Origin of the sequence: Rhodoblastus acidophilus (assembly GCF_009720655.1) — a bacterium.
Classification (GTDB): domain Bacteria; phylum Pseudomonadota; class Alphaproteobacteria; order Rhizobiales; family Beijerinckiaceae; genus Rhodoblastus; species Rhodoblastus acidophilus_A.
Map to the genome: position 1 here is coordinate 118,046 of NZ_WNKS01000009.1, position 21,538 is coordinate 139,583.

21 protein-coding genes, 1 tRNA gene and 1 CRISPR repeat array are annotated in these 21,538 nt (G+C 61.8%); of the genes, 10 read left to right on the forward strand and 12 right to left on the reverse strand.

The genetic code is table 11. The features are described from left to right. Positions 1-16: 16 nt before the first annotated feature. From GJ654_RS11800 to GJ654_RS11810, 3 genes are all read left to right on the forward strand, one after another. On the forward strand, positions 17-601 hold the full coding sequence (locus GJ654_RS11800) for a cupin domain-containing protein (RefSeq protein WP_264586200.1): 585 nt from the start codon (positions 17-19) through the stop codon (positions 599-601). 328 nt (positions 602-929) lie between these two features. After that, positions 930-2,144, forward strand: coding sequence for a tyrosine-type recombinase/integrase (locus tag GJ654_RS11805; RefSeq protein WP_319802128.1), 1,215 nt, complete (start codon positions 930-932; stop codon positions 2,142-2,144). 109 nt (positions 2,145-2,253) lie between these two features. Further along, positions 2,254-2,586, forward strand: a complete 333-nt coding sequence (locus GJ654_RS11810; RefSeq protein ID WP_196305533.1) for a hypothetical protein — start codon at positions 2,254-2,256, stop codon at positions 2,584-2,586. A 197-nt stretch (positions 2,587-2,783) separates the two neighbouring features. After that, positions 2,784-5,685: a CRISPR direct-repeat array (repeat unit 29 nt; unit sequence GGGCCTATCCCCGCGTGTGCGGGGGAACC). A 56-nt stretch (positions 5,686-5,741) separates the two neighbouring features. On the opposite strand, the gene cas2e is transcribed toward GJ654_RS11810, so the two are convergent. From cas2e to cas3, 8 genes are all read right to left on the reverse strand, one after another. Then, a complete protein-coding gene (gene cas2e / locus GJ654_RS11815) occupies positions 5,742-6,053 on the reverse strand; it encodes a type I-E CRISPR-associated endoribonuclease Cas2e (RefSeq protein ID WP_155446362.1) in 312 nt (103 codons plus the stop codon). After that, positions 6,053-6,943 carry a type I-E CRISPR-associated endonuclease Cas1e gene (gene cas1e, locus GJ654_RS11820; RefSeq protein ID WP_155446363.1) on the reverse strand — a complete coding sequence of 297 codons (891 nt, stop codon included), beginning with the start codon at positions 6,941-6,943 and terminating at the stop codon, positions 6,053-6,055. The genes cas2e and cas1e overlap by 1 nt, the downstream gene beginning before the upstream one ends. An 8-nt stretch (positions 6,944-6,951) precedes the next feature. Further along, complete coding sequence (locus tag GJ654_RS11825; RefSeq protein WP_155446364.1) at positions 6,952-7,671, reverse strand: type I-E CRISPR-associated protein Cas6/Cse3/CasE; 720 nt, start codon at positions 7,669-7,671, stop codon at positions 6,952-6,954. Beyond that, entirely contained in the window at positions 7,668-8,396 is a 729-nt protein-coding gene (gene cas5e / locus GJ654_RS11830; protein WP_155446365.1) for a type I-E CRISPR-associated protein Cas5/CasD, read from the reverse strand. Before cas5e ends, GJ654_RS11825 begins: the two co-directional genes overlap by 4 nt. Next, the gene (gene cas7e, locus GJ654_RS11835; protein ID WP_155446366.1) at positions 8,389-9,549 is read right to left on the reverse strand and encodes a type I-E CRISPR-associated protein Cas7/Cse4/CasC; all 1,161 of its coding nucleotides are present in this window, start codon (positions 9,547-9,549) and stop codon (positions 8,389-8,391) included. The genes cas5e and cas7e overlap by 8 nt, the downstream gene beginning before the upstream one ends. Then, positions 9,546-10,106 carry a hypothetical protein gene (locus tag GJ654_RS11840; RefSeq protein ID WP_155446367.1) on the reverse strand — a complete coding sequence of 187 codons (561 nt, stop codon included), beginning with the start codon at positions 10,104-10,106 and terminating at the stop codon, positions 9,546-9,548. The genes cas7e and GJ654_RS11840 overlap by 4 nt, the downstream gene beginning before the upstream one ends. Next, on the reverse strand, positions 10,096-11,673 hold the full coding sequence (locus tag GJ654_RS11845) for a CRISPR-associated protein Cse1 (RefSeq protein WP_155446368.1): 1,578 nt from the start codon (positions 11,671-11,673) through the stop codon (positions 10,096-10,098). Before GJ654_RS11845 ends, GJ654_RS11840 begins: the two co-directional genes overlap by 11 nt. A 286-nt stretch (positions 11,674-11,959) precedes the next feature. Next, the gene (gene cas3 / locus GJ654_RS11850; RefSeq protein ID WP_155446369.1) at positions 11,960-14,422 is read right to left on the reverse strand and encodes a CRISPR-associated helicase Cas3'; all 2,463 of its coding nucleotides are present in this window, start codon (positions 14,420-14,422) and stop codon (positions 11,960-11,962) included. A 266-nt stretch (positions 14,423-14,688) separates the two neighbouring features. Between cas3 and GJ654_RS11855 the strand changes: the two genes are divergently transcribed. Both GJ654_RS11855 and GJ654_RS11860 read left to right on the forward strand, forming a co-directional pair. After that, positions 14,689-14,898 carry a helix-turn-helix domain-containing protein gene (locus GJ654_RS11855; RefSeq protein WP_155446370.1) on the forward strand — a complete coding sequence of 70 codons (210 nt, stop codon included), beginning with the start codon at positions 14,689-14,691 and terminating at the stop codon, positions 14,896-14,898. A gap of 225 nt (positions 14,899-15,123) precedes the next feature. Further along, positions 15,124-15,426, forward strand: coding sequence for a hypothetical protein (locus GJ654_RS11860; RefSeq protein WP_155446371.1), 303 nt, complete (start codon positions 15,124-15,126; stop codon positions 15,424-15,426). 89 nt (positions 15,427-15,515) lie between these two features. Here GJ654_RS11860 and GJ654_RS11865 read toward each other — a convergent pair whose 3' ends face one another. Continuing rightward, positions 15,516-16,421: a hypothetical protein gene (locus GJ654_RS11865; RefSeq protein ID WP_155446372.1), complete on the reverse strand. Its 906-nt coding sequence runs from the start codon at positions 16,419-16,421 to the stop codon at positions 15,516-15,518. A 472-nt stretch (positions 16,422-16,893) separates the two neighbouring features. Between GJ654_RS11865 and GJ654_RS11870 the strand changes: the two genes are divergently transcribed. Continuing rightward, positions 16,894-17,895: a PGN_0703 family putative restriction endonuclease gene (locus GJ654_RS11870; protein WP_342394934.1), complete on the forward strand. Its 1,002-nt coding sequence runs from the start codon at positions 16,894-16,896 to the stop codon at positions 17,893-17,895. 167 nt (positions 17,896-18,062) lie between these two features. Here the strand turns inward: GJ654_RS11870 and GJ654_RS11875 are convergent. Continuing rightward, positions 18,063-18,138 (reverse strand) — tRNA-Ala (locus GJ654_RS11875). 121 nt (positions 18,139-18,259) lie between these two features. Between GJ654_RS11875 and GJ654_RS11880 the strand changes: the two genes are divergently transcribed. The 3 genes from GJ654_RS11880 to GJ654_RS11890 are packed head-to-tail and all read left to right on the forward strand — an operon-like array spanning position 18,260 to position 20,017. Further along, positions 18,260-18,574: a YggT family protein gene (locus tag GJ654_RS11880; RefSeq protein WP_155446374.1), complete on the forward strand. Its 315-nt coding sequence runs from the start codon at positions 18,260-18,262 to the stop codon at positions 18,572-18,574. Between the two features lie 13 nt (positions 18,575-18,587). Next, positions 18,588-18,908: a DUF167 family protein gene (locus tag GJ654_RS11885; protein WP_155446375.1), complete on the forward strand. Its 321-nt coding sequence runs from the start codon at positions 18,588-18,590 to the stop codon at positions 18,906-18,908. A 59-nt stretch (positions 18,909-18,967) separates the two neighbouring features. Beyond that, a complete protein-coding gene (locus GJ654_RS11890; protein ID WP_155446376.1) occupies positions 18,968-20,017 on the forward strand; it encodes a MaoC family dehydratase in 1,050 nt (349 codons plus the stop codon). Here the strand turns inward: GJ654_RS11890 and GJ654_RS11895 are convergent. Beyond that, positions 20,004-20,432 carry an ArsC/Spx/MgsR family protein gene (locus GJ654_RS11895; protein ID WP_155446377.1) on the reverse strand — a complete coding sequence of 143 codons (429 nt, stop codon included), beginning with the start codon at positions 20,430-20,432 and terminating at the stop codon, positions 20,004-20,006. The genes GJ654_RS11890 and GJ654_RS11895 overlap by 14 nt on opposite strands. Positions 20,433-20,554: 122 nt before the next feature. After that, positions 20,555-20,983 (reverse strand): response regulator, encoded by a 429-nt coding sequence (locus GJ654_RS11900; RefSeq protein WP_155446378.1) that lies wholly within the window; start codon positions 20,981-20,983, stop codon positions 20,555-20,557. A gap of 388 nt (positions 20,984-21,371) precedes the next feature. Here GJ654_RS11900 and GJ654_RS11905 point away from each other — a divergent pair. Continuing rightward, the coding region (locus GJ654_RS11905) for an AAA family ATPase (RefSeq protein ID WP_155446379.1) at positions 21,372-21,538 on the forward strand (167 nt) is incomplete at its 3' end.

Genomic DNA, 21,538 nt, shown 5'->3' on the forward strand with positions numbered 1-21,538 from the left:
ACGCAACATTGTCTGGGTGATTTCCGAGCCTTTCAAATCCTGGGCGACACGCAACATTGTCATCGCGATGAGCAACGATTGTCGAGGGCGCACATCGCCCGCAATCTTGAGGAGATCAGTGATGGGAAGCTCTGCTGACAGGATCAAAGACATTGGGCCGCAGCCGCAATCGTTCGACATCGAACGTGCGACGAAGGAAAACACAAATTACCGTTCCGTCGCCTGGAGCGGTCGCTACCTGCAAGTGACGCTGATGTCGATTCCGCCAGGCGGAGACATTGGCCTTGAATTGCATCCGGAGACCGATCAGTTCCTGCGCCTCGACGCCGGTAAAGGCCGCGTGCAGATGGGCGCCGCGAAGGACAAACTGACTTTTGAAGCGGAGGTTTCGGATGGCTGGTGCGTCTTGGTTCCCGCGGGAACCTGGCACAACATCACCAATATCGGCTCGACGCCAATGCAGGTCTACACCATCTACGCGCCCGCGCACCACGCGCCCGACAAGGTGCAGGCGACGGCGGCGGCGGCCGCAGCCGACAAAGACGACGAGCCTGCGGTCTGGTCCGTGCAGTCAAAGCATGCGCCCGACAAACACGGCTGACCCCTTCACAACGGCTCGCATCGAAGGCGGACGGGGCAATATCAGCTTCGGTGCGTCATCGCGCCTCACCAAAGCTCACGCCAAAAGTGGGGCCTAGTGGGGCCAAGCTGATCAAAACGCGTTGATCGCCTTGTTGTTCAAGATGTTATGGAGCGGTCTTGGTGGAGCTGAGGTCCACCAAATTATTGTTCGCTGACGTCCTTCTCTGTCCGTCTGCATATCTCTTATGCCTGATTTATAAGGGGTAAATCTATACCGGCGTCCTTGAACGTTTGTCAGCGTCCGCTGGAATGGCCTATATAGGCTAGGGCAGGAACTAGGGCAGGCAGTGGCGGCGGCTATAGCAAAGACGCTCAACCGGTTGAACGATCGCTTCATAAAGACCGTGTCGGAACCCGGGCGATATGCTGATGGCGGGAACCTTTATCTATCCGTCTCACCTAACGGGGGGCGGAGATGGGTGTTCTTTTTCAAGCTGAACGGTAAGCAGCGGGAAGCTGGGCTTGGTTCATTGCGGGACGTCTCGCTGAAAGAAGCGCGGGGCAAGGCCGATGCGATGCGCAAGGTTCTTGCTGAGGGGCGCGATCCGATCGACGCTCGCAAGACTTGTGAGGCGGGGCCGGCCATCCCGACTTTCGGGGCCTTCGCCGACGAGTTGGTCGACACCATCGAAGAGGGCTTTCGGAACGAGAAACACCGATACCAATGGAAGCAGACGCTTGGGGACGCCTATTGCGCTGCTATCCGGTCGAAGCGGGTGGACGAGATCACGGTCGAGGATGTCCTCCGTATTCTTCAGCCGCTATGGCTGCCGAAGCAGGAGACAGCGTCGCGGCTGCGTGGCCGTCTTGAGCGGGTCTTCGACGCCGCGAAAGCTAAAGGCCTGAGATCGAGTGAGAATCCGGCTCGTTGGAAGGGCAACCTCAAGGAACTCCTTCCAGCTCGCCGCAAGTTGCAGCGCGGTCATCAGCCGGCCATGCCTTATGCGGACGTGCCCGCATTCATTGGACGTCTTCGAGAAAGGCAGGCGACCTCGGCGCTCGCGCTCGAATTTCTGATTCTCACCGCCGCCCGCGTAAGCGAGGTCTTGGGCGCAACCTGGGATGAGATCGATTTGGAGGGTAAGCTCTGGACGTTGCCGGCGGAGCGGATGAAAGCGGGACGCCAGCACCGGGTTCCGCTTGTTTCTCGTTCGATCGACATCTTGAACCATATGAAGGCGGTGTGGGATGCCGAAGGGCAGGAGGCGCGCTCAGGCTCAGCTCTAGTATTCTTCGGGGCGAAGCGGGACCGTCCCCTTTCCAACATGGCTTTCGCGCAGTTACTCGAACGCATGGGCGAGAGGGGCTTTGTCCCTCACGGCTTCCGGTCCTCGTTCCGCGATTGGTGTGGGGAATGCACAGACTGCCCCCGAGAAGTTGCCGAAGCCGCTCTCGCTCATGTGGTCGGCAACACCGTCGAGCAGGCCTATCGACGCGGCGACGCTTTGGAGAAGCGCCGAAACCTGATGGCTTCGTGGGCGCAGTTCGTCGATCCAGATTGAAGACGGATTGTAGCCCGTTTCGATAGTTCTGAGCCGAAGCCAGACTGAGGCGAGAGGCATATGACGTGGGGCGGGAAGCGCATGTCTGACGCACGTCAGACTGAAAAGTTTGGCGGCCGATCGCTATATGCATCTGCCGTTTTCCCCTTTATCTACGCGATCGGTGGATTGTGAAACCGCCAACCCGAGCGAAGACTTTACGCGCATCGGCGCGAAAGACCTTTTCACGGACAATGTGTCTTGCGACTTCACCAAAATCGAGAAGGACAAGACGGGCTGGGCTTTTCGCCTGTCCTGCTCGGAAGAAGGAGGACCGGAATTCAAGGCGCACGGACACCTGTCGCATATGGGCGCCCAGACGATTGCTTTCTTCGTCCAGCGCGATACGGATCGCAAGCACGTGGAGCCGGAAGTCTTCAACGCCTGCGAACCGCCGAAGTAATTGTCGCTGCCGCTTGGGTTTGTCGTTGCCGTGGAAGGTGACGCGCAGCGCGTTTTCGGCCGAGGATGTCCGGCTCGGTTTGTACGTGGATTTTCAGCGCGGAAGCCGGCTCGCCTGCGCGGAATGCGGGGGCGAGGGCTGCCCGGTCCACGACACGAAAGACGAGACGTGGCAGCATAGCCAAAGCGGCTAAGAGCGGGCCTATCCCCGCGTGTGCGGGGGAACCGGCAATAGCCGCGCCCGGTGATCCGGTTCAGGGGGCCTATCCCCGCGTGTGCGGGGGAACCTCCGAATTGGTCTCGGCCCTGCCGCGCGCCTCGGGCCTACCCCCGCGTGTGCGGGGGAACCACTGCTCATTCCTGCCGGAGGGTATGTCGTAGGGGCCTATCCCCGCGTGTGCGGGGGAACCACAAGCAGCCGATCATGGAAATCGCGCGCATGGGGCCTATCCCCGCGTGTGCGGGGGAACCGCTTCAAGACATAGGTCGCCATCCGCCGTCGTGGGCCTATCCCCGCGTGTGCGGGGGAACCCCATATCCGTATCCGTCAATTGTCCCCTTCCAGGGCCTATCCCCGCGTGTGCGGGGGAACCTTTCGGTTCGCGGCCGACGCGCTGTTTTTCGAGGGCCTATCCCCGCGTGTGCGGGGGAACCATGGATCGCGGCTTGATCGACGGTCGGCGCGTGGGCCTATCCCCGCGTGTGCGGGGGAACCATGACGAACTCGCCCCTCTCCAGCCCCTTGGCGGGCCTATCCCCGCGTGTGCGGGGGAACCGCCTGCGCCGACCGCGCCAATCAATTCGACAAGGGCCTATCCCCGCGTGTGCGGGGGAACCCGCCTTCCCATTTGGCGTGAAGGACTTTGTAAAGGCCTATCCCCGCGTGTGCGGGGGAACCCGGGGTCGTATTGGCGCCAGCATTCGCAGGCGGGGCCTATCCCCGCGTGTGCGGGGGAACCACCTCGTCGCATCCCGCCGTCGCGACGGTCGGGGGCCTATCCCCGCGTGTGCGGGGGAACCGTTCCAGATCGGCGCCCAGTCCGCGCCGTCCTGGGCCTATCCCCGCGTGTGCGGGGGAACCGCATCCCTGAGCGCGAGTGGATGATGCGGATCGGGCCTATCCCCGCGTGTGCGGGGGAACCACATGATCCACGCCGTTAAGGGAGGCGCGAAGGGGCCTATCCCCGCGTGTGCGGGGGAACCTCGGCGCGCTGCCCAATATGACGACCGATGTCGGGCCTATCCCCGCGTGTGCGGGGGAACCGAAGTCGCCGAAGCCGCGCAGGTTGGCGTCGAGGGCCTATCCCCGCGTGTGCGGGGGAACCACGCGACACAGCGCGCAAATCAGCGTAAGTGAGGGCCTATCCCCGCGTGTGCGGGGGAACCAAATCGCCGCCCTCGATGCCGGCGCTGATGCCGGGCCTATCCCCGCGTGTGCGGGGGAACCGCAGCTCGCCGCCGCCGCCGCGCAGGCCGCCGCCGCCAGGGCCTATCCCCGCGTGTGCGGGGGAACCGATCTGCTGCTCGACGTCGGCGAAGTCTACCCGGGCCTATCCCCGCGTGTGCGGGGGAACCCCGAACATGAGCGTGTCGGAAATCCAGGAGCTGGGCCTATCCCCGCGTGTGCGGGGGAACCTGGCGCCGACAATCATCTCGATCGTCAGCAATGGGCCTATCCCCGCGTGTGCGGGGGAACCGCGATTTGAGATGGCGTGCCAGAGTCGACGTAGGGCCTATCCCCGCGTGTGCGGGGGAACCGGCACGACCAGAGCGATCCAAAACGCATGGAAAGGCCTATCCCCGCGTGTGCGGGGGAACCTGATGAGCTTCTCGTCGCAGGTCGAGTCCTGGGGGCCTATCCCCGCGTGTGCGGGGGAACCGCTTATGCAGCGCGCAAGATTTTCGCGGGAAAAGGCCTATCCCCGCGTGTGCGGGGGAACCCCAGGTCTATGTGCTGACGCTGGACAATGGCCGGGCCTATCCCCGCGTGTGCGGGGGAACCTCAGTTCCGCGCGCGCCTCCGGCGTGAGCGGGGGGCCTATCCCCGCGTGTGCGGGGGAACCCCCGGAAACTGGAACGTCACTGGATCATGTGGGGGCCTATCCCCGCGTGTGCGGGGGAACCACCTCTTCAGTTTCAGCGACATTGACGACGCGGGGCCTATCCCCGCGTGTGCGGGGGAACCTTGAACCACTCGCCGGCCTTTTTGCCGCGCTTGGGCCTATCCCCGCGTGTGCGGGGGAACCCCCAAGGTCCTCGCCAACCGCACCTACCGCCGGGGCCTATCCCCGCGTGTGCGGGGGAACCCACGACTGGACGATCAAGCACAAGAGCACGGCGGGCCTATCCCCGCGTGTGCGGGGGAACCGCGATCTGGTCCGGCTCTATGGACGTGATGACGGGCCTATCCCCGCGTGTGCGGGGGAACCATTCCCCGAGGCGACCGGAGCCGGCGTCAGAAAGGCCTATCCCCGCGTGTGCGGGGGAACCGGATGGTCCCCACCCAGGCGAGATGCTCGATCCGGCCTATCCCCGCGTGTGCGGGGGAACCCGAGTCCGCCCGATCCAGGCCATGGCCAATCGGGGCCTATCCCCGCGTGTGCGGGGGAACCACATCGTCTTGATGCGCGACGACGTAGCGGCCGGGCCTATCCCCGCGTGTGCGGGGGAACCGAGCACAGCGCCGCCGCCATCGCTTCCGCCATGGGCCTATCCCCGCGTGTGCGGGGGAACCATCAGCACCGTGAAAGCCGGGATGAGCGTCGCGGGCCTATCCCCGCGTGTGCGGGGGAACCCTGACGACCGCACAGCGCTGCGGGCGATCATCAGGCCTATCCCCGCGTGTGCGGGGGAACCCCGGTCATCTGCCGGATGAGCCTCTGCACACCGGGCCTATCCCCGCGTGTGCGGGGGAACCCGCAATCTCGTGATCGGTCATGCGGTCGTAATGGGCCTATCCCCGCGTGTGCGGGGGAACCAGCTGATGCCGCCCGCCGCGCCGTTGGCCCCGGGGCCTATCCCCGCGTGTGCGGGGGAACCCGTCGTGGCCGGAGATTTTTGCCATTGTGCCAAGGCCTATCCCCGCGTGTGCGGGGGAACCTCTGGCTGTGAAGCCATTGATTTGCATATAAACCATTTCAAACAGCGAGCCAATATTCAGCCGGCGTTCGGCGAAAGCGGACGGCGCACCAGAAGCATGGCGTCGTGCGCAACAATGTCTTTTGCCGGCTCACCGAGGGTCGCCAAGCCAAGGCCGCCGTTCGCCGCGCTCTCCGCCCAAGTCATGACGATCGCGCCGCGCCGCAGCGTTGCGTGCCAATCCGACAGCACCGCCCAGATGCGCGCGCGAACGCCCGCACTCATGCGCGGTTGAGCATAGACGCCGGGCGCAAGCTCCAACATCGCCGATGCGAGAAAGCCACGATACCGTGGCTCGACGTCCCGCGTTATGACGACGACCATGGGCATCAACCCGTCTCCTGCTCTGGAGCGGCGTCCTTTTCGACGCCGAGCAGCAATTTGATCCTGTCGATCATCGTGGGAATCACGGATTTCTGCCGCATCAGGATGGCGGCGCGCCGCCGTGTCGCGCGCTCGATCGAGCCACCGTTTTTGTCGGACTCTTTGACGGCCCCGAAAGCGATATCGAGCACAACGTCGTGGCGGTAGAGATCGGCGATGTCGAGCGGAAAGGCCTGTCCGGACTCTTCGTGGACAAAGCCGAGTTGCGGGATCGCCCCGACAGCCGCGACGGCGACGCAGGCCGCCGCCCGCATGGCCGTCGCCGCGTGGTTGATCGCCTGGTTGGGCAGATCGCCAGCGGTGGGGTTTTCGCGGTCGTAGTTGCGCCCGCGCCAGACGACGCCGTGACGCTCGGCGGCCAGTTGATAGCTGCGTTTGATGCGGGCCCCCTCCTGTCCGCGCAAGACCTCGATGTCGCGGGTGCGGACGATTTCGCCGAAGCGGATGGCGTACATGGCGCGCGCGACCTCCATGCGGGTTTCCGGATCGGCCCATAACTTCACCTGCGCCCGCGCCACCTGCGACGAATCGGGCATCAGCGGCGGCGCCGTGTAAAACCGCACCGCCCCTTCGCCAATGGCCGCCAGGGCGCAGCCATGCCGCGCCAGCAACCGCAGCGCGTCATGTGTCACGCTCGACCCCGGTCCGAGCAGCACGATCGACACAGATTGATGCGGAATCTGGTAGGAGCCCGCCCTGAGATCGCCACCGCCGGCGGTCACGAAGCGCAGACACCCGTCCTCGACATCGAGCCGGCCGCGATCCAACCAAACCAGCCCGTGACGGTCTGCATGGGGGATGCGCGCCTTTTCCAGTCCGAGCCGGCCGGAAAGCATTCTCTCTCCTATCGTGCTGGACGCAGCAGCAACATGCCATAGCCAAAAGCAGCGTGGCGGCCGACGCCGCTCCCAAGTCGCGTTGCGAAGGCGTCGCCATCCTGAACGGTGAGTTCGCCATGCCAGATCACGTCCGGTCCCTCGCGAGAGGTCTTGCCCCTGGTGATGGGGCGCCTCTCGAACCGGATCATGCGCGCCTCTTCCAAGTTGGCCGCCGCGCCAAGCCGCTCCGCCAGCCAGTTCCGATAGACGGTTTCGCGCTCGACCGGATTTTCGTCGGGGCGGCCATCGGGATGCAACCGCAAGGCCTCCACCAGATAAGCGTCGATTTCCGCTCCCTTGGCGAAGACGCCCGCCGGCTTGAGCAACCTTTTCGTTGGCCGAACACGCAAGTCGAAGGCGAGACGGCGGCCTTTCCGCCATGTTTCGGGCATTGGCTTCGTGGCGAGGCCATCGAGATTGCAGACCGCGAGCGCATCCGGCATGGCGCATTCGCGCGCGGTTTGCCTGAGACAGGCTTCATCGGCGCGCGCGTAAGCATAGAGCGTCGCGGAGGTCGCTTTTGGCGCAGGCATCATGCGAAACGGCTGCATAGCGCCTTTTCCAAAGGTTTCGGAAAGCAGGTGATGCAGCGCGACGCCTTCGTCGGCGCCAAAGCCCCGCGTCGCCGCCCATCGGCGCAGGGGACCGAGCGCGAGCGGCAGGCTGACGAGATGGAGCGCGTTCATGCGGCAATCTCGGGCGCGAAAACGGTTCCCTCGACGATCCGGCGCGTTCCGCCATGCAGGCCGGTGCGCCAGTTGCGCAGATCGGGCAGATCGATCATGCGCCAGACATTTTCGCCTGTCTCCGGGCCTTCGCCCTGCGGCCAGAGCGCGCGCATTTTCTTTGGCGTGGCGTTTGGCTCCCCTGCAATGGCGAGCAAGGCGGTATAGGCGTCGGGCGCGGTCACCCGGCCCGGCAGCAGCATGGGCGCGGAGGGCAAACACGGCTTGCGGCCGATGAAGAGAGGTCGCGCGGGCCGCTCCAGCACCGCCGCGAGCGCATCGAAATCGGGTTGCTGTTCCGCTGGCTCCAACCGAAGGGCGACCATTACGCGCGCGTCCATGTGGTAATCGCGGCGGCGGCGATGCGGATAGTTCGCCTCCGAGCGCCCCTCCAAGGTCTCGCGGGTGGTCCAGCCTGAGTTTTTCTCCAGCCATGCATTTTGGACGTCGGTCATTGGCGACATTTCGTCGCCGCGATCCCGCCGCGCCGCGAAAACCAGTCTGTCCTGCAAGCTCTGGATTTTGTCCCAGTCGGTTCGTTCGAAGCCCAGCGCATTGGCGAGCAGCCCAGCGAGCATGGATTGCGCCGGAAAATCCCGTGTGACGCCGATATGGTCGATGGTGACGCCGCCGAAGGCGAGCAGCGGCGCCTCCAGCCGAAGGATCAGCCAAGAGGGATCAGACATCGGCAAGCTCCGCGACTTTGGCCTGCGCCCATTGGCCGAGGTCCGCGATCGAGCCGGTGGGCAGACCGCCCAATGGCACGTCCGAAAGATTCAGGCAGATGCGGCTCTCGCCCGTCGCATAGGCGTGGTCGAATTTGGCGAGTTGCTTGCCGAGATGGCCGACGGCGGCGTCGAGATCGGGCTTGGAGGGTTTGCGGTAGCTCTCCGCCAGACTGCGCGGCTGGCGGTCGCCGGCCTCCAGCAGCATGAACCCAGCGCGGCTGTATGGCGCGGTGGAGCCGAGCTTGGCGCCGGGTGACACTTCCGCGATGAGGTGGACGAGGTTATGAACGACGCGCCCGGCGAGATCGGCGTCGCCGCCGCAATTGGCGATCAGCGCCGGCAGGTCGATCACGACATATCCGTAGAACAGGCCGGAGGTGATCTCGGTTTCCTGGATCGTGTCGGCGCCGCTGTCGTCTTCGTCTCGCTTCAGATCGTCGACAGCGGTGAAATAGTCGCTTTCGGATTCCTCGCCATGCACGGTGAACGCGTGGGCGACATGTACGGGCGCGTCGATGTTGGCGGCGGGATCGGAGGTCACCATACGACCGAACAGCGCGGCGACCAGGCCGCCGGGCAATGCGGCGTTTTCACTCATCGCTTTATAGGTCTTGCTCTTGGACCATTCCGCCACCGCCTTCTTCGCGGCGGCTGCATCGGAAGCTTCCGTTGCAAGCCGTTCCGCCTCGCGCGCCAGCCACTCCAGTTCCGGCTTGCCGAGCAACAGCGTCTGCCGGCTTTTCTTGCCCTTGTCGGCCTTGTCGCCATAGACCAACTTCTGAAATTCCGGCTCAAGCGCGGCGACGACGTCTTCGGGGAAACGCTTCCTCAGTGGCGCGATCACCTTTTCGGTAACGAGTTCGCGGGAACGCGACGAGTCCACGTAACCGGCCAGGTGTTGCAAAGCATGAGGATCGTTTCTGATCACTCTCCCGTCGCCATCAACTTCCCTCGCCATGCGCCAATGACGCTTGAGGCACTGCGAGGAAATGCGCGTGCGTGACACGCCGCCAAATGTCAGGCGTTTGGCGAGGCCGGAATCGTCGCGATTGAGCAAAGCGGCGGTGTAGGAATGCAAGGAATGAATTTGCAGGAAACGGGGCGCGGTCATTGAGCTTCCTCTTTCTCGGCTTTGCGCGCGGCGGGATCGAGCCGGCGGTAATAGGCTTGGGCGATCTGCCGAAGGTTGCGCTCGATGTTCTCGAACAGCAGCAGGGCGGCGATTTCCGTGCAGTTGACGCCGCTGGCGCGGTCGCGGCTGGCGGTTAGCATTCGGGCGAGACGGGCCAGGGCTGCGCCGCGCTGGTCGGCGGGCGTCGCCAGCAGACGCGCTAGACGGCTCTCCGAAAGGACCGGGCGGGGATCGGCGCCGGCCGTGGGCCAATTCGAATCGCCGCCGTCGCAGAGCACACGCCCGAGTTTTCGTTCGGGATCGTGCAGGCGGTCATGGCCGTGCCGCTCCCCCTTTGGAGCCAGTGTCGCCATTATCTGGACGATGCGCATCCAGGCGGCGGCGTTCTCGTCGAGAAATCCGCATTCCGCCGCCAAGGCCCAATAGGGCAGCGGCCCTACGCCGCCGACCTCCATGCGGCGGAGTTCGGCCAGCGCGCCAGTGTCCAGGCGGAGCAGGCGCAGCGACAACAGGGCGATTTTTTCATCAAGCGACATGGTTGGCGTCCTCGGCGGGGGCCTTTGCGAACAGGCCGGGGAATTCGTGGCGGAGCCGGCCGGCAAAGGCGCTACGCGCCCGCGCTTCGGCGCGCGGCCGGAACAGGCTCGCGCAGGGAACGGCTGCAACGGCGGCCTCGAACGCCGCCTCGGCATTTTTCAGGAGCGCTTGATGGAATGCGGTTTGTTCGGCTTTCAGGGCCTCGGCGCTCTGTTGCTGCGCGGCGTCGCGGGCCCAGAGATGATCGAAGAACTCTGAATCCACAGTTCGGTCGAACGCGGCGCGTGCGCCGGCGGCATGGCGGTAGTGCTCCTTCTTGATTTTGTCGCGATCTCCACCGGCCGCCACCATGGCCAAGGCATAGCCGAGCGCTTTGTCGAACTTGTCTATGTCCTCGATCTGCGCCTGCGCCAATTCGAACAGGGCTTGGCGACGTGCGCCAAGACTTTGCGCCTTGCGGCCGTCGAGCGGCAGGATGCGCGACTTGAAACCATCGGTCCGGCTGTTTCCACGCGCCAAGGCCATGCAGACCACAGCCATTGTGTCGCCGGTGCGCTCGAACGACGCCGGCCGCGCCAGGATCGGCAACTCCCAATCGCCCGAAAGCAGCAGCGTGGTCAGGCGGCTATAGTCGAAATCGCCATCGCCGAGCGTCAGGCCCTTGTTCTCGGTTCTGTGGATCGGTGCGAAAGGATCGCCCAGGGCGCCGTTGAAAGCCTTTGCGTCGATGCGCGTCGATTTCGACAAGCCCTTGACGGCGGAAATCCCCTCGCAATCGGCGCATATCCGGACGCGGCGACAGATTTCGATGAACCAGATGTCGAGTTCGCGCAGGTGCAGTTGTGCGTCGTCCGGCCAAGGCGCGATCCAGATCAGACCAAGACCACCTGTCGCCGGATAGGCGAATTGCGCGTGACGCTGCAATTCGGCATGACGGGTTTCCAGCAATGTGCGAACGTTGCGGCGAAACCAGGCGCCGGAGCGCGGCGTCATGGACTTGTCGCCAGCAAGGGGCGCCAGCGTCACCATGGGGCGTGAGGACGAGCCGCCATTCATTCTCGCAATGCCGTAATTGGATCGCCCGCCGTATCCCTCGCCCGTCTGCAACGACACCAGCGCGAAAATCCAGTCTTCCGGCGCGGCGGCCTGCGCCACGGCCTGTTTGAGATCGTGGTTTTTGGCGGTGATGAGCAGGTCCATTGCGTCGGGCGTGGGAACCGTGTTTTCCAGCTTCACGGCTTTGGGGACCGGAGGTTGAAGAAAGGCGGGTTTTGTCCAGTCCTCGACGACGAGACGCCACGGCGCGTCGTCGGCGAAATCCGGCGTCAGACCTCGCAGCAGGTCGCACCAGTCGCCCTCTTCTCGCGGAAGCTCTGTTCGTCCGCTGCGATGCATCGCCAGCGCGCCGAGTTGCACGAGAAACATATGCCAGGCCGGCGCCTGATGCGGGCGCAAGGCGGGAAGACTGTCCACCTCATCGCGAGACAAGGCAGCGAGCAGGCCGGGAAGGGAAAGCGGGCCAAGCGGCGCGGCGGCGATGAGCGGCTGGGTGAGGAGATTAAACATCTCGTTGCCCCAACCGCTCGACCTTACCCCGCGAAAGCGAGGGAACACTATCGCTGCGATCGCGTGACTGAGCGAATACAGGACTATCCCAGATCGCACATGACTGGGAAACGCCCTGAAATATTACAATAACTTGGCCCTTGCGAGCAAATTCAGCTCCCCTCCGCGAAGGTAGGGCATTCATTTTCAATATGGCAGCGATTCGCATATCGGCCTCCGCCTCGATGAGGTGAAGATAGGAGGGGTTGGAAATCCTGTCAACAAATTGACTAACGTATTAGCTCATTCAATCCTTAGCGAGCCCGGAACGTGAATAGAAGAATCCTCGTTCTCCGGCGCAGATGCGCAAGCCGCCTTCCGTCGCCTCCGCCACGGGTGCGCTGGCGTCGATTCCCCGCGACCAATGTTCGGGCAAGGTGACGCTGCCGATCGCTTGGCCGAACGGTCCTTCGATCGGCGCGAACTCCAGCCTCACCCCCTCGCCGCCAAGCCGCGTGCGGATTTTTTCCTCGTCGGAGACGAATTTGACCTCGGTGAAGGGCTCGGTCGCCGGGAGAACGACCCGCCTGGCCGCACCGGCGTCCGCGACATTCACGCCATAAACCTCATTCGAGTAGCGCGCCCAAGCCGCCCCCAATTCGGCATGAAGCGCATCGGTTTTCTCGGTGTGGGTCGCGCTTTCGACCAGCCAACGATTCATCGTGGGGATCGTCCATTGCGAACGCGCCTCAACCAATCGGCGGGTCAGTTCCAAAATGGAAAGATCGCGATAGACGCCTCCGCCATCCCTGAATTTTCCAAGCCCGTTCTCGAACGCCGGCTTGAGCAATGGCTCCAAACCATTTTTCGGCATGAGGACGATGCAGCGAGCGTGTTCGAAACCTTTCGGCCGGGCCAGGGTGTGGCGGTGCAGACGGCCGATGCGCTGCAACAACACGTCCACCGGGCAGAGATCGGAAATCAGCAGATCGGCGTCGATGTCGAGGCTTTGTTCAAGCGTTTGGGTGCCGATCACGATGACGCCGCCCTTAGCTCTTTGCGTTGCATCAGGCGAAAGCGCCGACTCCACGGCCTTATCGAGCAGGGCGCGATCTTCTGGCGCAAAGCGACTGTGGTGCAGCGCCGGCCCGCCGCCGACCTGAAACAAAAGGCCGTCTTGCTCGGCTGCGCGAACAGCGGAAAACGTTGCGACCGCCGCCGTCACCGTATTGCGGATGACCAGGACACGCGCGCCCTGTTCGGCCGCTGCGATCGCTAGACGCGCAGCTTCCGCCGGCGCCATGGTCGGCGTCAGGTCCATGGTGACGGTCTTCTCGCGTTGCGATCCGTCCACGCCATGCGGCGACGCCGCCTTCTTGCTCCATATGGCGGGATAGGGCGCGGCGACGGCTTGCGCGAAATCCGGCGTGTTCCCCTTGAGCCATCTGACGCGGGCGATGGAGCCGAGCGTGGCCGACATCAGCATGGCGTGTCCGCCACGCCGCAGATGCATGTCGAGCAGATGGCCCTGGACTTCGGTCATATAGCGATCGGAAGCGTGGACCTCGTCGATCACCAAGAAACTGCGCGACAAGGCCGCCGCGCGCAAATGCGCGTGCTTGACCTGCAAGGCGGCGAGCATGGCCTGATCGACCGTGCCGACGGCGATGGTCGCCGCCAGGCTGCGCTTGGCGCTCTCCGCCGCCCATCGCGACAGCCGCTTTTCTTCGTCCGGATTGTCGTCCCATCGCACCTGCCAATCGGGCAACGACTGCCCCGGCGCATCGCCCGCCTTGATGTAGCCGGGAACGGCTAGCACGGCTTCGGGCGCGCTGGCGCCGAACAAACGGGCCATCGCTCTGTTCACGCGTCCATGAATTTGAATGGCGGCCGCGCGGGTCGGCAAAGCGAAATAGAGTGAATCGACTAGCCCCGCCTCGAACAGCCGGGCAAAGCGCCAGAGGGCCGCCTCGGTCTTGCCAGCTCCGGTTTCGGCTTCAAGTATGACCAAGGGATCGTCGAGCGGATGTTCGGCGGCGAGCCTTTGTTGCGGGCGCGGCTCGCGCAATCCCGTCAGGACTTCGAAGCGCGCGCGGCCGTGCGCGACGGCGTGAAACGAGCGCGTATCGAGCCCGACGCCTATCAGAGCCTTGCGCGCCAAATCGCGCGCTTTGGTCATATAGGCCGGATCGAGCACGTCCACGAATGCGAAATTCCGCCGATCCGATCCAAGCCAATCGGACAATGCGACGAGACCACAAAACAGATGGTGGAAGTCTGGCGTCGCGGGCAATGAGGACGCGTTCGGCGCAAACGCCGCAGGAAACCAGTCACGCATCATCTCGCCGATTTCAGCGGAAGCAGCCATGGCGTCGTAGCCGGCGACCGGCTCCCATTCCTCTCCCGCGCGGGACAGCGGAGCGAGAGGACGGCCATGGTGCGCAAGCGAGGCATAAAGAAGATTTGTGTCCACCCCCCATGAGAGCAGAGCATCAAGTTGGAGCGACCGAGCGAGCGGTGCCAACGTCCATTCCGAGAAGATCGCCGCACCCTCCGCCACATGACCGTGGAGGGAAACGCCGCAACGATTTGACGGCCATGCCTTGGCCTGAAACCCGGGATGCAACTTCCCGCAATCGTGGAGAAATGCAACGACGGCGAGGCGGGCGACGGCGGTCTCGGTCAGACGCCCGCCGGCGGCGCATTCCATTTTTGCGCGGATGACGGGCTGAGCGCAAAGGAACTCAAAACAAGCAGCCACATCCGCCATGTGGTGCGCCAGGCGATGAACGTCACCGTCTCGCGACTTGCCCCAGGGGAACGTAATTTCACCTTGTTCAAACACTTACGCCCCCGAAAGAGCTCGCGAATCATATAAACCTAACGAAGTCTATTCCAACAGCCTGCACAGCGTCGAACTGCAGACACACTGCCAGGCGCATACGCGTTGCAGCTGCGCGTCGTCGGTCGATGCTCGGGAGCGCCTTGTCGGAAATATATCCAGCCGCAGAGCAAGTAAGTGCTGTGAGGCGAATAATGGAAATCGAAAAACGAATCGCGTTCTCCATCGAAGAGTTCTGTTCGCTGGCGGGCATAGGGCGTTCATTAGCCTACAAGGAAATCCAGTCGGGTCGACTTCCCACAAGGAAAGTTGGGCGGCGTACGTTGATAACGGCTTCTTGCGCTAATGAATGGCTTGATCGATTGCCCGATGGTGGCGCAAACGCGGCGAAGGTCGCGCGCTGAATGGAGTGCACTTTCGGGTGGCTGCGCGCAATATGCCTATATCCAAGCTGTAATTTCCGCTGTTTGCAGTCGTGCCTCCGACGGTCTGACTGCAATCCGTTAGTGTTGTTATCGATCTATATCACCTCCTTTATGTCGATAACGCTATGTAACACTTAAGTATCTACTCCAGAGATTTGGGGTATCTATGGCGCATTACGAGTGCGGGGTGAAGGGAGTATTTTTGTGAGCAAAATGAAGACCAAGAATGGACTCCCTGCCGACAGGGCAATGGAGGGGGATACGGAAGCGATGGCGAGAGCGATATCCGAGCTCAATGGCGCAGGAATTGAATTCTGTAGGCCCTCACGCTACCAGTTGAAAATTGGCAACCTGAATTACTATCCGGACCGGAAAACGATTTACGTGGACGGCGCAGACCAAGCGGAAAGTGATCGCGGCATCGAGGCGCTGATCGCGCGCCTTGGCGATCGTCGAGTCGGCCGAGCGCGCCTACCAGCAAGTTTCGTGTATGTGATTGATTTATAATGCATTACTCGATGCTTTCTCCGTTTTCAAGGCGCAAAACCTCCGAAAATAAAAACGGAGGTTTTGCATTTTTGGTTCGTCAGTCCTGTTTAAAGAGCTTCAAGCGAGCTCAGCGATTTGAGCATCTCGGCAGAAAGGCGGGCCGAATTGCCCCCGCGATATTCAGAATCGCTGTATAGATCGCTAGGCAAGAGCTTCGTAAATCTTGGCGGGATGTAATTGGCGTCTCGTTTTGCTTTTTCAAGCATGTATCTCGAAATCCGCACTCGCTTGAAGGGCACGGCACCTCCGTAATATTGACGAATTCCTGCAAGGCTGTTGAATGTAGCGCCGGGTCCATTCTCCAGTTGCTCGCTCTCTTTTAGAGTTGGGTCTGTTCCTTTGAACGCGTATCGAAACCATTGCCACTGACTGGTGATATGTCGTTCTTTATGAATATGTACAGAATACATCATTGGTTCTCCCTTATGATTGACAAGTGTACGCTTCAACCATCGGCGGAAATATCCTGACCAAGAATCGGGAATGTGTAAGCCGATGTGTGAGTGAAGACCAATATGTGGACCGTTTTCAAAAACTGCCCAATAATACGGTGTGCCGTTGCGGTATCGAACGAACTTTTTGTATCGATCGATAAAAAGACGAAATGCCGTATCGGAAGATACAACGTCTTTGTATATATCGCTGGCCATGAGCTCGTAAACATCTTCTTCGCTGCAGCCGGACGCCTCCCAGCACACTGTTAGTTCGACGTTTAATGAAGCGCCCATACGGTTTGCAAAGCAGATGCCTTCATATGTTCGGAAGAAATCATCACGATGAATATACTCTGAATGCCAATTGTTCCAGGCGTCGAGTGTATCTGAGAACGGCGCAGGCTCGTCGATTTTGCTGAGCATAAGGTACTCCGCAGCATTGTCTGTTGGTGTATGAGCTTCCTTCAGCTTTTGTTTGGTATGAATGACTTCTGGGTCAAAGTTCGGTGACTTCGCCACGTTCGCTCCTTACGGTTGCGCTTGGGACGTCCAAGCACTTATAATTCGCGTAGACCCCCCTTCGAATTTACAGCTGGGCCTGCGGCAGACTGCGGCAGACTGTCGCAGTCTGCTAACAGCTTGATCTACAAGCCGTTCGCTGCCGACTGAAGCGGGTCGGACGACCAGTGCCGATCTTTAATGCGCAACAAGAGCGGTGCCGTTGTAACGCCCGGTCATTCGCGGAACGCGAGTTTGATGGCGACGATGATCATAGGTGCGCGTCGTCGACGCAGCTGATCATGTGCGATGGCAGCAGTCGCTCGACTGGACGAAGGACAGGCACAAGTGCGTAGGGGCCAGCATTCGTGGCTGCAAAAAGCGCATGCAGTTCCTTCATGGATCTGGTCACGCTCTCCATATCTCTTTGAGGAGTGCAGCGCGCGCTGTTGGGATGAATAAATTCAGTCACTTCTGCATTGGAGTGACAAACATGTATCCGTGGAGCGAACACGATAAGAGCTGCAGGCTTCCGATTATCCCGCCTGATATCCTTAAGAGATTCTCAGTTCACGGCGTCAAGGACACGCGATTTGCTGGCTGCGCTCGATTGCTTCAAGCCATTTGGCGAGAGCGTCGTGGATTGGAGATCGGCACCCTCGTAACCTCTGACGGAGAGGTGCGGCCGTTGGGAAGCCGGATAAGTGAGCGTGCGGCTCGCGCGGGCTGCGCCTTCTTGGCCCCAGACATTGCGAAAATCGTGCGTCGCGAAGTCGCTTACCGTGAAGTCGGCGCGTTGATCGAGGAACAGCGGCTCTGGGAGAATCTGCTGTCCAGTCAGGGGCTAACCTTCAATCTGTTCGCTCGGGCCAGCGCCGACCGTGCATATGCAACACGCTTGTTCGCAGGGTTGTTTCCTGACCTGATCGCCGATGTTCATAGGGTAATATTCGAGCACTCACCGGGGCGAGGGGATGGTCGCTACCTTGGGGATTATACCGCGTTCGATCTTTTCGTCGCTGGTCGACGGCGGGACGGTGCGTTGGCATTCGTGGCGATTGAAGTGAAATACGCCGAACCGATGGGTTGGCGTGGGCGCGCCGGCAATCCCCGCTACCGGGAACTTACCCGCGCCTGTGCTCTTCACGTCGATCCGGAATCGCCTCAGCTTTTCACCGAACCGATGGCGCAACTCACCGCTGAGCACTTGCTTGCGGCGACGATCCGCAGCGAAATTGGCGAAGGTGTTCAAGGGGCATTCGTGATAATCGCGCCCATTGGAAATCGCGAAGCTTGGAACGCAATTGAACGCTATCAGTGTTCTCTGGTGAAAAAGCCAGAGATGCCCTTCATGGCGTTGTCGTTGGAGTCCATCATTGAGGCGATTCGCAAGTGCGACGATAGCAGCTTGGCGAATGGCCTGCTGGAGCGCTACACCAACTTCGAGCCAGTGCGCGCCGTGATTGATGAGTGGGAACCCTTCACAACCGAATAGTCGGTGCGACTCGTCGCATGGCGCGAAAACATCGCGTCGCTTCTGTTTGTCCGCGTTCGTCCTTTTACGTTCGTCGAAATCCGCGTGCTAAGCTAGGGCAGGGGCTAGGGCAGAGCCAAGCTCTGATTAGAAAACTGCATAGTTTACAAGCGCTTGACGGAGAGGATTGGTGGAGCTGAGGGGATTCGAACCCCTGACCTCTGCAGTGCGATTGCAGCGCTCTCCCATCTGAGCTACAGCCCCGCTCCGAGGCGCTGTTTAGGACCCCAACGACGCCCTGTCAATCGCCCCATGCGAAAATCGCGCGCTTGTTTGCGCCGCGCTCAGGCTTTAAATCAAGGCGTTCCTTCCCTGGGGAGACCAAATGGCCGCCTTCATCATCCCGGTTTTCAAGGTCATCGACATGGCCCTCAATCTCTATTGGTGGGTCATCATCATCATGGCCGTCATGTCCTGGTTGCTCGCGTTCGATGTCATCAACATGCGCAACGACCTCGTCCGCTCCCTGTGGAACATGTCCAACGCCCTCACCGAGCCGGTGTTGCGGCCGATCCGGCGATTCCTGCCGCCGGTCGCCGGAATGGACATTTCGCCCATCGTCCTGCTGCTGCTGCTGTCCTTCGTCCAGATGGAGCTCGGCGTCCTCGCCAACGCGCTGCTGCGCGCCGCCTATTCGTGACGCCTGTCATTCCATGACGCGGCCTTGGCGCGAACGGCCTGATGGACTCGATCTCTTTGTCCGTTTGACGCCAAAAAGCTCACGCGACGCCCTCGAGGGCGTCGAAATTTTGGCCAACGGCCAATGCGTCCTTAAATGCCGGGTGCGAAGCGTTCCCGAGGACGGCAAGGCCAACGCCGCCCTGATCGCCCTCGTCGCGAAACAATTGAAGACGCCGGCGTCGCGAATCGACGTCGTCGCCGGCGCGACCTCGCGCAGCAAGACGCTGCGCATCGAAGGCGACGCGCTTGCGCTTGCGGAAAGGCTCGAAGCGCTGGTCGCGGGCACGCCATAGTCGCATTGCAAATTGGTTGCGTTTCAGGCACAGCACCCGGCAAAACCGGGAGTTTTGGCATGAGCAAGACCAATTCAGGCAATTTCTTCGAAGATTTTCGAATCGGCCAGGTGATCGCCCATGCGACGCCGCGCACCGTGACCACCGGCGACATCGCGCTCTACACCGCCCTCTATGGCCCGCGATTCGCCGTCCAGTCCTCCGACGCTTTTGCGCATCAGATCGGCTATCCCAGAAGCCCCGTGGACGACCTTTTGGTTTTCCACGTCGTGTTCGGCAAGACGGTCCCTGACATTTCGCTCAACGCCGTGGCGAATCTGGGCTATGCCGACTGCCGCTTCCTTGCCCCGGTCTATCCCGGCGACACGCTTTCGGCGACCTCCGAGGTCATCGGCCTCAAGGAAAACTCCAACGGCCAGACCGGCGTGGTCTATGTGCGCTCGCGCGGGCGCAATCAAAAGGGCGTGGTCGTTCTCGACTATGTGCGCTGGGTGATGGTGCGCAAGCGCGACCCGAAAAACCCCGCGCCGGCCGAGGTCGTGCCGCAATTGCCGCGCGCTTTGGCGCCGGAGCAGCTTGGCGACGCGCTGCCAGTGATCGACGTGCGCAAATATGATTTCGATCTTGCCGGCTCAAAGCATCGCTGGGGCGATTATCTGCCGGGCGAGCGCATCGACCATGTCGATGGCATGACGGTGGAGGAAGCCGAGCACCAGCTCGCCACGCGTCTCTACCAGAACACCGCAAAAGTGCATTTCAATCAGTTTTCGGAGGGGCAGGGGCGTTTCGGCCGCCGGCTCATCTATGGCGGACATGTCATTTCGCTGGCGCGCGCGCTCAGTTTTAACGGCCTGGGCAATGCGTTCCATATTGCCGCGATCAATGGCGGACGGCATGTCAGCCCGCTGTTCGCGGGGCTGACCGTGTTCGCCTGGACGGAAGTTTTGGAGCGCGCGGAAATTCCCGGCCGCGGCGATGTCGGCGCGCTGCGCTTGCGCACCATCGCCACCAAGGACCAGCCCTGCGCCGCCCACCCGCTCAAGGATGGCGAAAATTACCATCCGAGCGTGATTCTCGACCTCGACTACTGGGCGCTCATTCCGCGCTGATTTTTTCGGGCGGACACGGCGTTCCATCCGGCCGGGAACAGGCGACTGTCTCGGCCGGTTTTTTGTCGGGGCCGAGCAGGTCTTGCACCAGGCTTTGGTTGAAACCCGCACATTTTTGGCCCAACGCCTCGATCAGCGGGCGGCGGATCAGCAGCGGCTCGATCACCATGTTCGCCAGGGCGAGATCGGCGTCGAAAGCGCGGGGATTGACCGCGCCGGATTTGACCTGGGGCGCGTTGGGGTTGAACCAGTCTTCCACCGGCAGGTCGCCGAAAAAGGCGCGCAGGCGCTCCGGCGTCCAGGATTCCGTCAGCAGATTTTTCGCGACAACCTCGTGGCCGGCTTCGGCCAGCAGGATTTTTTGCTTGCGGTTGGTGGCGCAGCCCGGCTTTTCATAAAACACAACCTGGGTCATTTTCTCATTCTCTCTGGAGGCGACGGGATTGAGGTCGCCGACTTTGCGTGACCGCCCTCGTGCGTCGAGACGACGCTCTCGGCGCCTTCTCAGCATGAGGGCTCATGGACGGGCTCGCTGGGTTAGATGATGGACAGTTGCGTGAGCGGCGCGGCGCCGCCGCGGCCGAGCACGACATCGACCTTTTTGCGCACGGCTTCAATGGTGAGCGGTTTGACGAGAGCCCCGGCGGCGCCCTTCTTCATCGCCTCCACGGCGAGGCCTTCGTCGGCTTTGTCGCAAACCGTCAAAATGCGCACGCCGGGAAATTTTCCGACAATGTCCGTCACAAGCTCCAGCCCGCGCGTCTTCAGGAAAGAGGCGCCGAGCAGGATGACCGAGGGCTTCAGCCACTCATCCTTGCCATAAGCCTCCTCGGGGCTGGCGAGTTCGTGGGTTTCGATTTCGTCGTGCAGCATGAATTGAAGCGCGGCGCGGGTGATGTCGTCCTCGTCGATGACAAAGACGCGGCGCTGGTCGGTGGCTTTCGTGGTTTCGACGCCGATCTGCATGCACAAAACTCCGGTCGGGGAAATTGCCTGAAGTTTTTGCAATTTTCATTCCGGCGTCCGCTGCGACACGACGACCGCGCAAAAATCACGACAAACATGTCTTGTTTGATCCAGCCGCGACTTGACTGTCGTTAGCCGTCGCGGCGCCAACTTGGCGGCGCCTGAAAAAATTGTTCTGTTTAATCAGAATGTTAGAAGAAAAATTCGATCTGGCACACCCGTTGCAACAGTCTCCGCGGAACGGCGAGTGAAGGGCTGAACGCACGCAGACGCTAGACGAGCGATGCGTTCCTTCCCGTCAAAGCGGGTCCGTTTCTAGGAAACAGAAACAGTCTCGCGCAAAACGCGCGAAGTGAAGCCACACACGGAATTCAACAAGGAGCAAAGCATGTCGAAGTTGAGACAGATCGCTTTCTACGGCAAGGGTGGTATCGGCAAGTCCACCACGTCGCAGAACACCCTGGCCGGCCTCACGGAGATGGGCCAGAAAATCCTGATCGTCGGCTGCGATCCCAAGGCCGACTCCACCCGCCTGATCCTGCACGCCAAGGCCCA

Bases quoted from the DNA above. Each gene is read 5' to 3' on its own strand.
- GJ654_RS11840 (WP_155446367.1), bottom strand. From the start codon at position 10,106: ATGTCGCTTGATGAAAAAATCGCCCTGTTGTCGCTGCGCCTGCTCCGC.
- GJ654_RS11890 (WP_155446376.1), top strand. From the start codon at position 18,968: ATGAGCAAGACCAATTCAGGCAATTTCTTCGAAGATTTTCGAATCGGC.
- GJ654_RS11880 (WP_155446374.1), top strand. From the start codon at position 18,260: ATGGCCGCCTTCATCATCCCGGTTTTCAAGGTCATCGACATGGCCCTC.
- cas3 (WP_155446369.1), bottom strand. From the start codon at position 14,422: ATGGCGGATGTGGCTGCTTGTTTTGAGTTCCTTTGCGCTCAGCCCGTC.
- GJ654_RS11845 (WP_155446368.1), bottom strand. From the start codon at position 11,673: ATGTTTAATCTCCTCACCCAGCCGCTCATCGCCGCCGCGCCGCTTGGC.
- cas5e (WP_155446365.1), bottom strand. From the start codon at position 8,396: ATGTCTGATCCCTCTTGGCTGATCCTTCGGCTGGAGGCGCCGCTGCTC.
- GJ654_RS11895 (WP_155446377.1), bottom strand. From the start codon at position 20,432: ATGACCCAGGTTGTGTTTTATGAAAAGCCGGGCTGCGCCACCAACCGC.
- GJ654_RS11870 (WP_342394934.1), top strand. From the start codon at position 16,894: ATGTATCCGTGGAGCGAACACGATAAGAGCTGCAGGCTTCCGATTATC.
- GJ654_RS11825 (WP_155446364.1), bottom strand. From the start codon at position 7,671: ATGAACGCGCTCCATCTCGTCAGCCTGCCGCTCGCGCTCGGTCCCCTG.
- GJ654_RS11855 (WP_155446370.1), top strand. From the start codon at position 14,689: ATGGAAATCGAAAAACGAATCGCGTTCTCCATCGAAGAGTTCTGTTCG.
- cas7e (WP_155446366.1), bottom strand. From the start codon at position 9,549: ATGACCGCGCCCCGTTTCCTGCAAATTCATTCCTTGCATTCCTACACC.
- cas1e (WP_155446363.1), bottom strand. From the start codon at position 6,943: ATGCTTTCCGGCCGGCTCGGACTGGAAAAGGCGCGCATCCCCCATGCA.
- GJ654_RS11885 (WP_155446375.1), top strand. From the start codon at position 18,588: ATGACGCGGCCTTGGCGCGAACGGCCTGATGGACTCGATCTCTTTGTC.
- GJ654_RS11900 (WP_155446378.1), bottom strand. From the start codon at position 20,983: ATGCAGATCGGCGTCGAAACCACGAAAGCCACCGACCAGCGCCGCGTC.
- cas2e (WP_155446362.1), bottom strand. From the start codon at position 6,053: ATGCCCATGGTCGTCGTCATAACGCGGGACGTCGAGCCACGGTATCGT.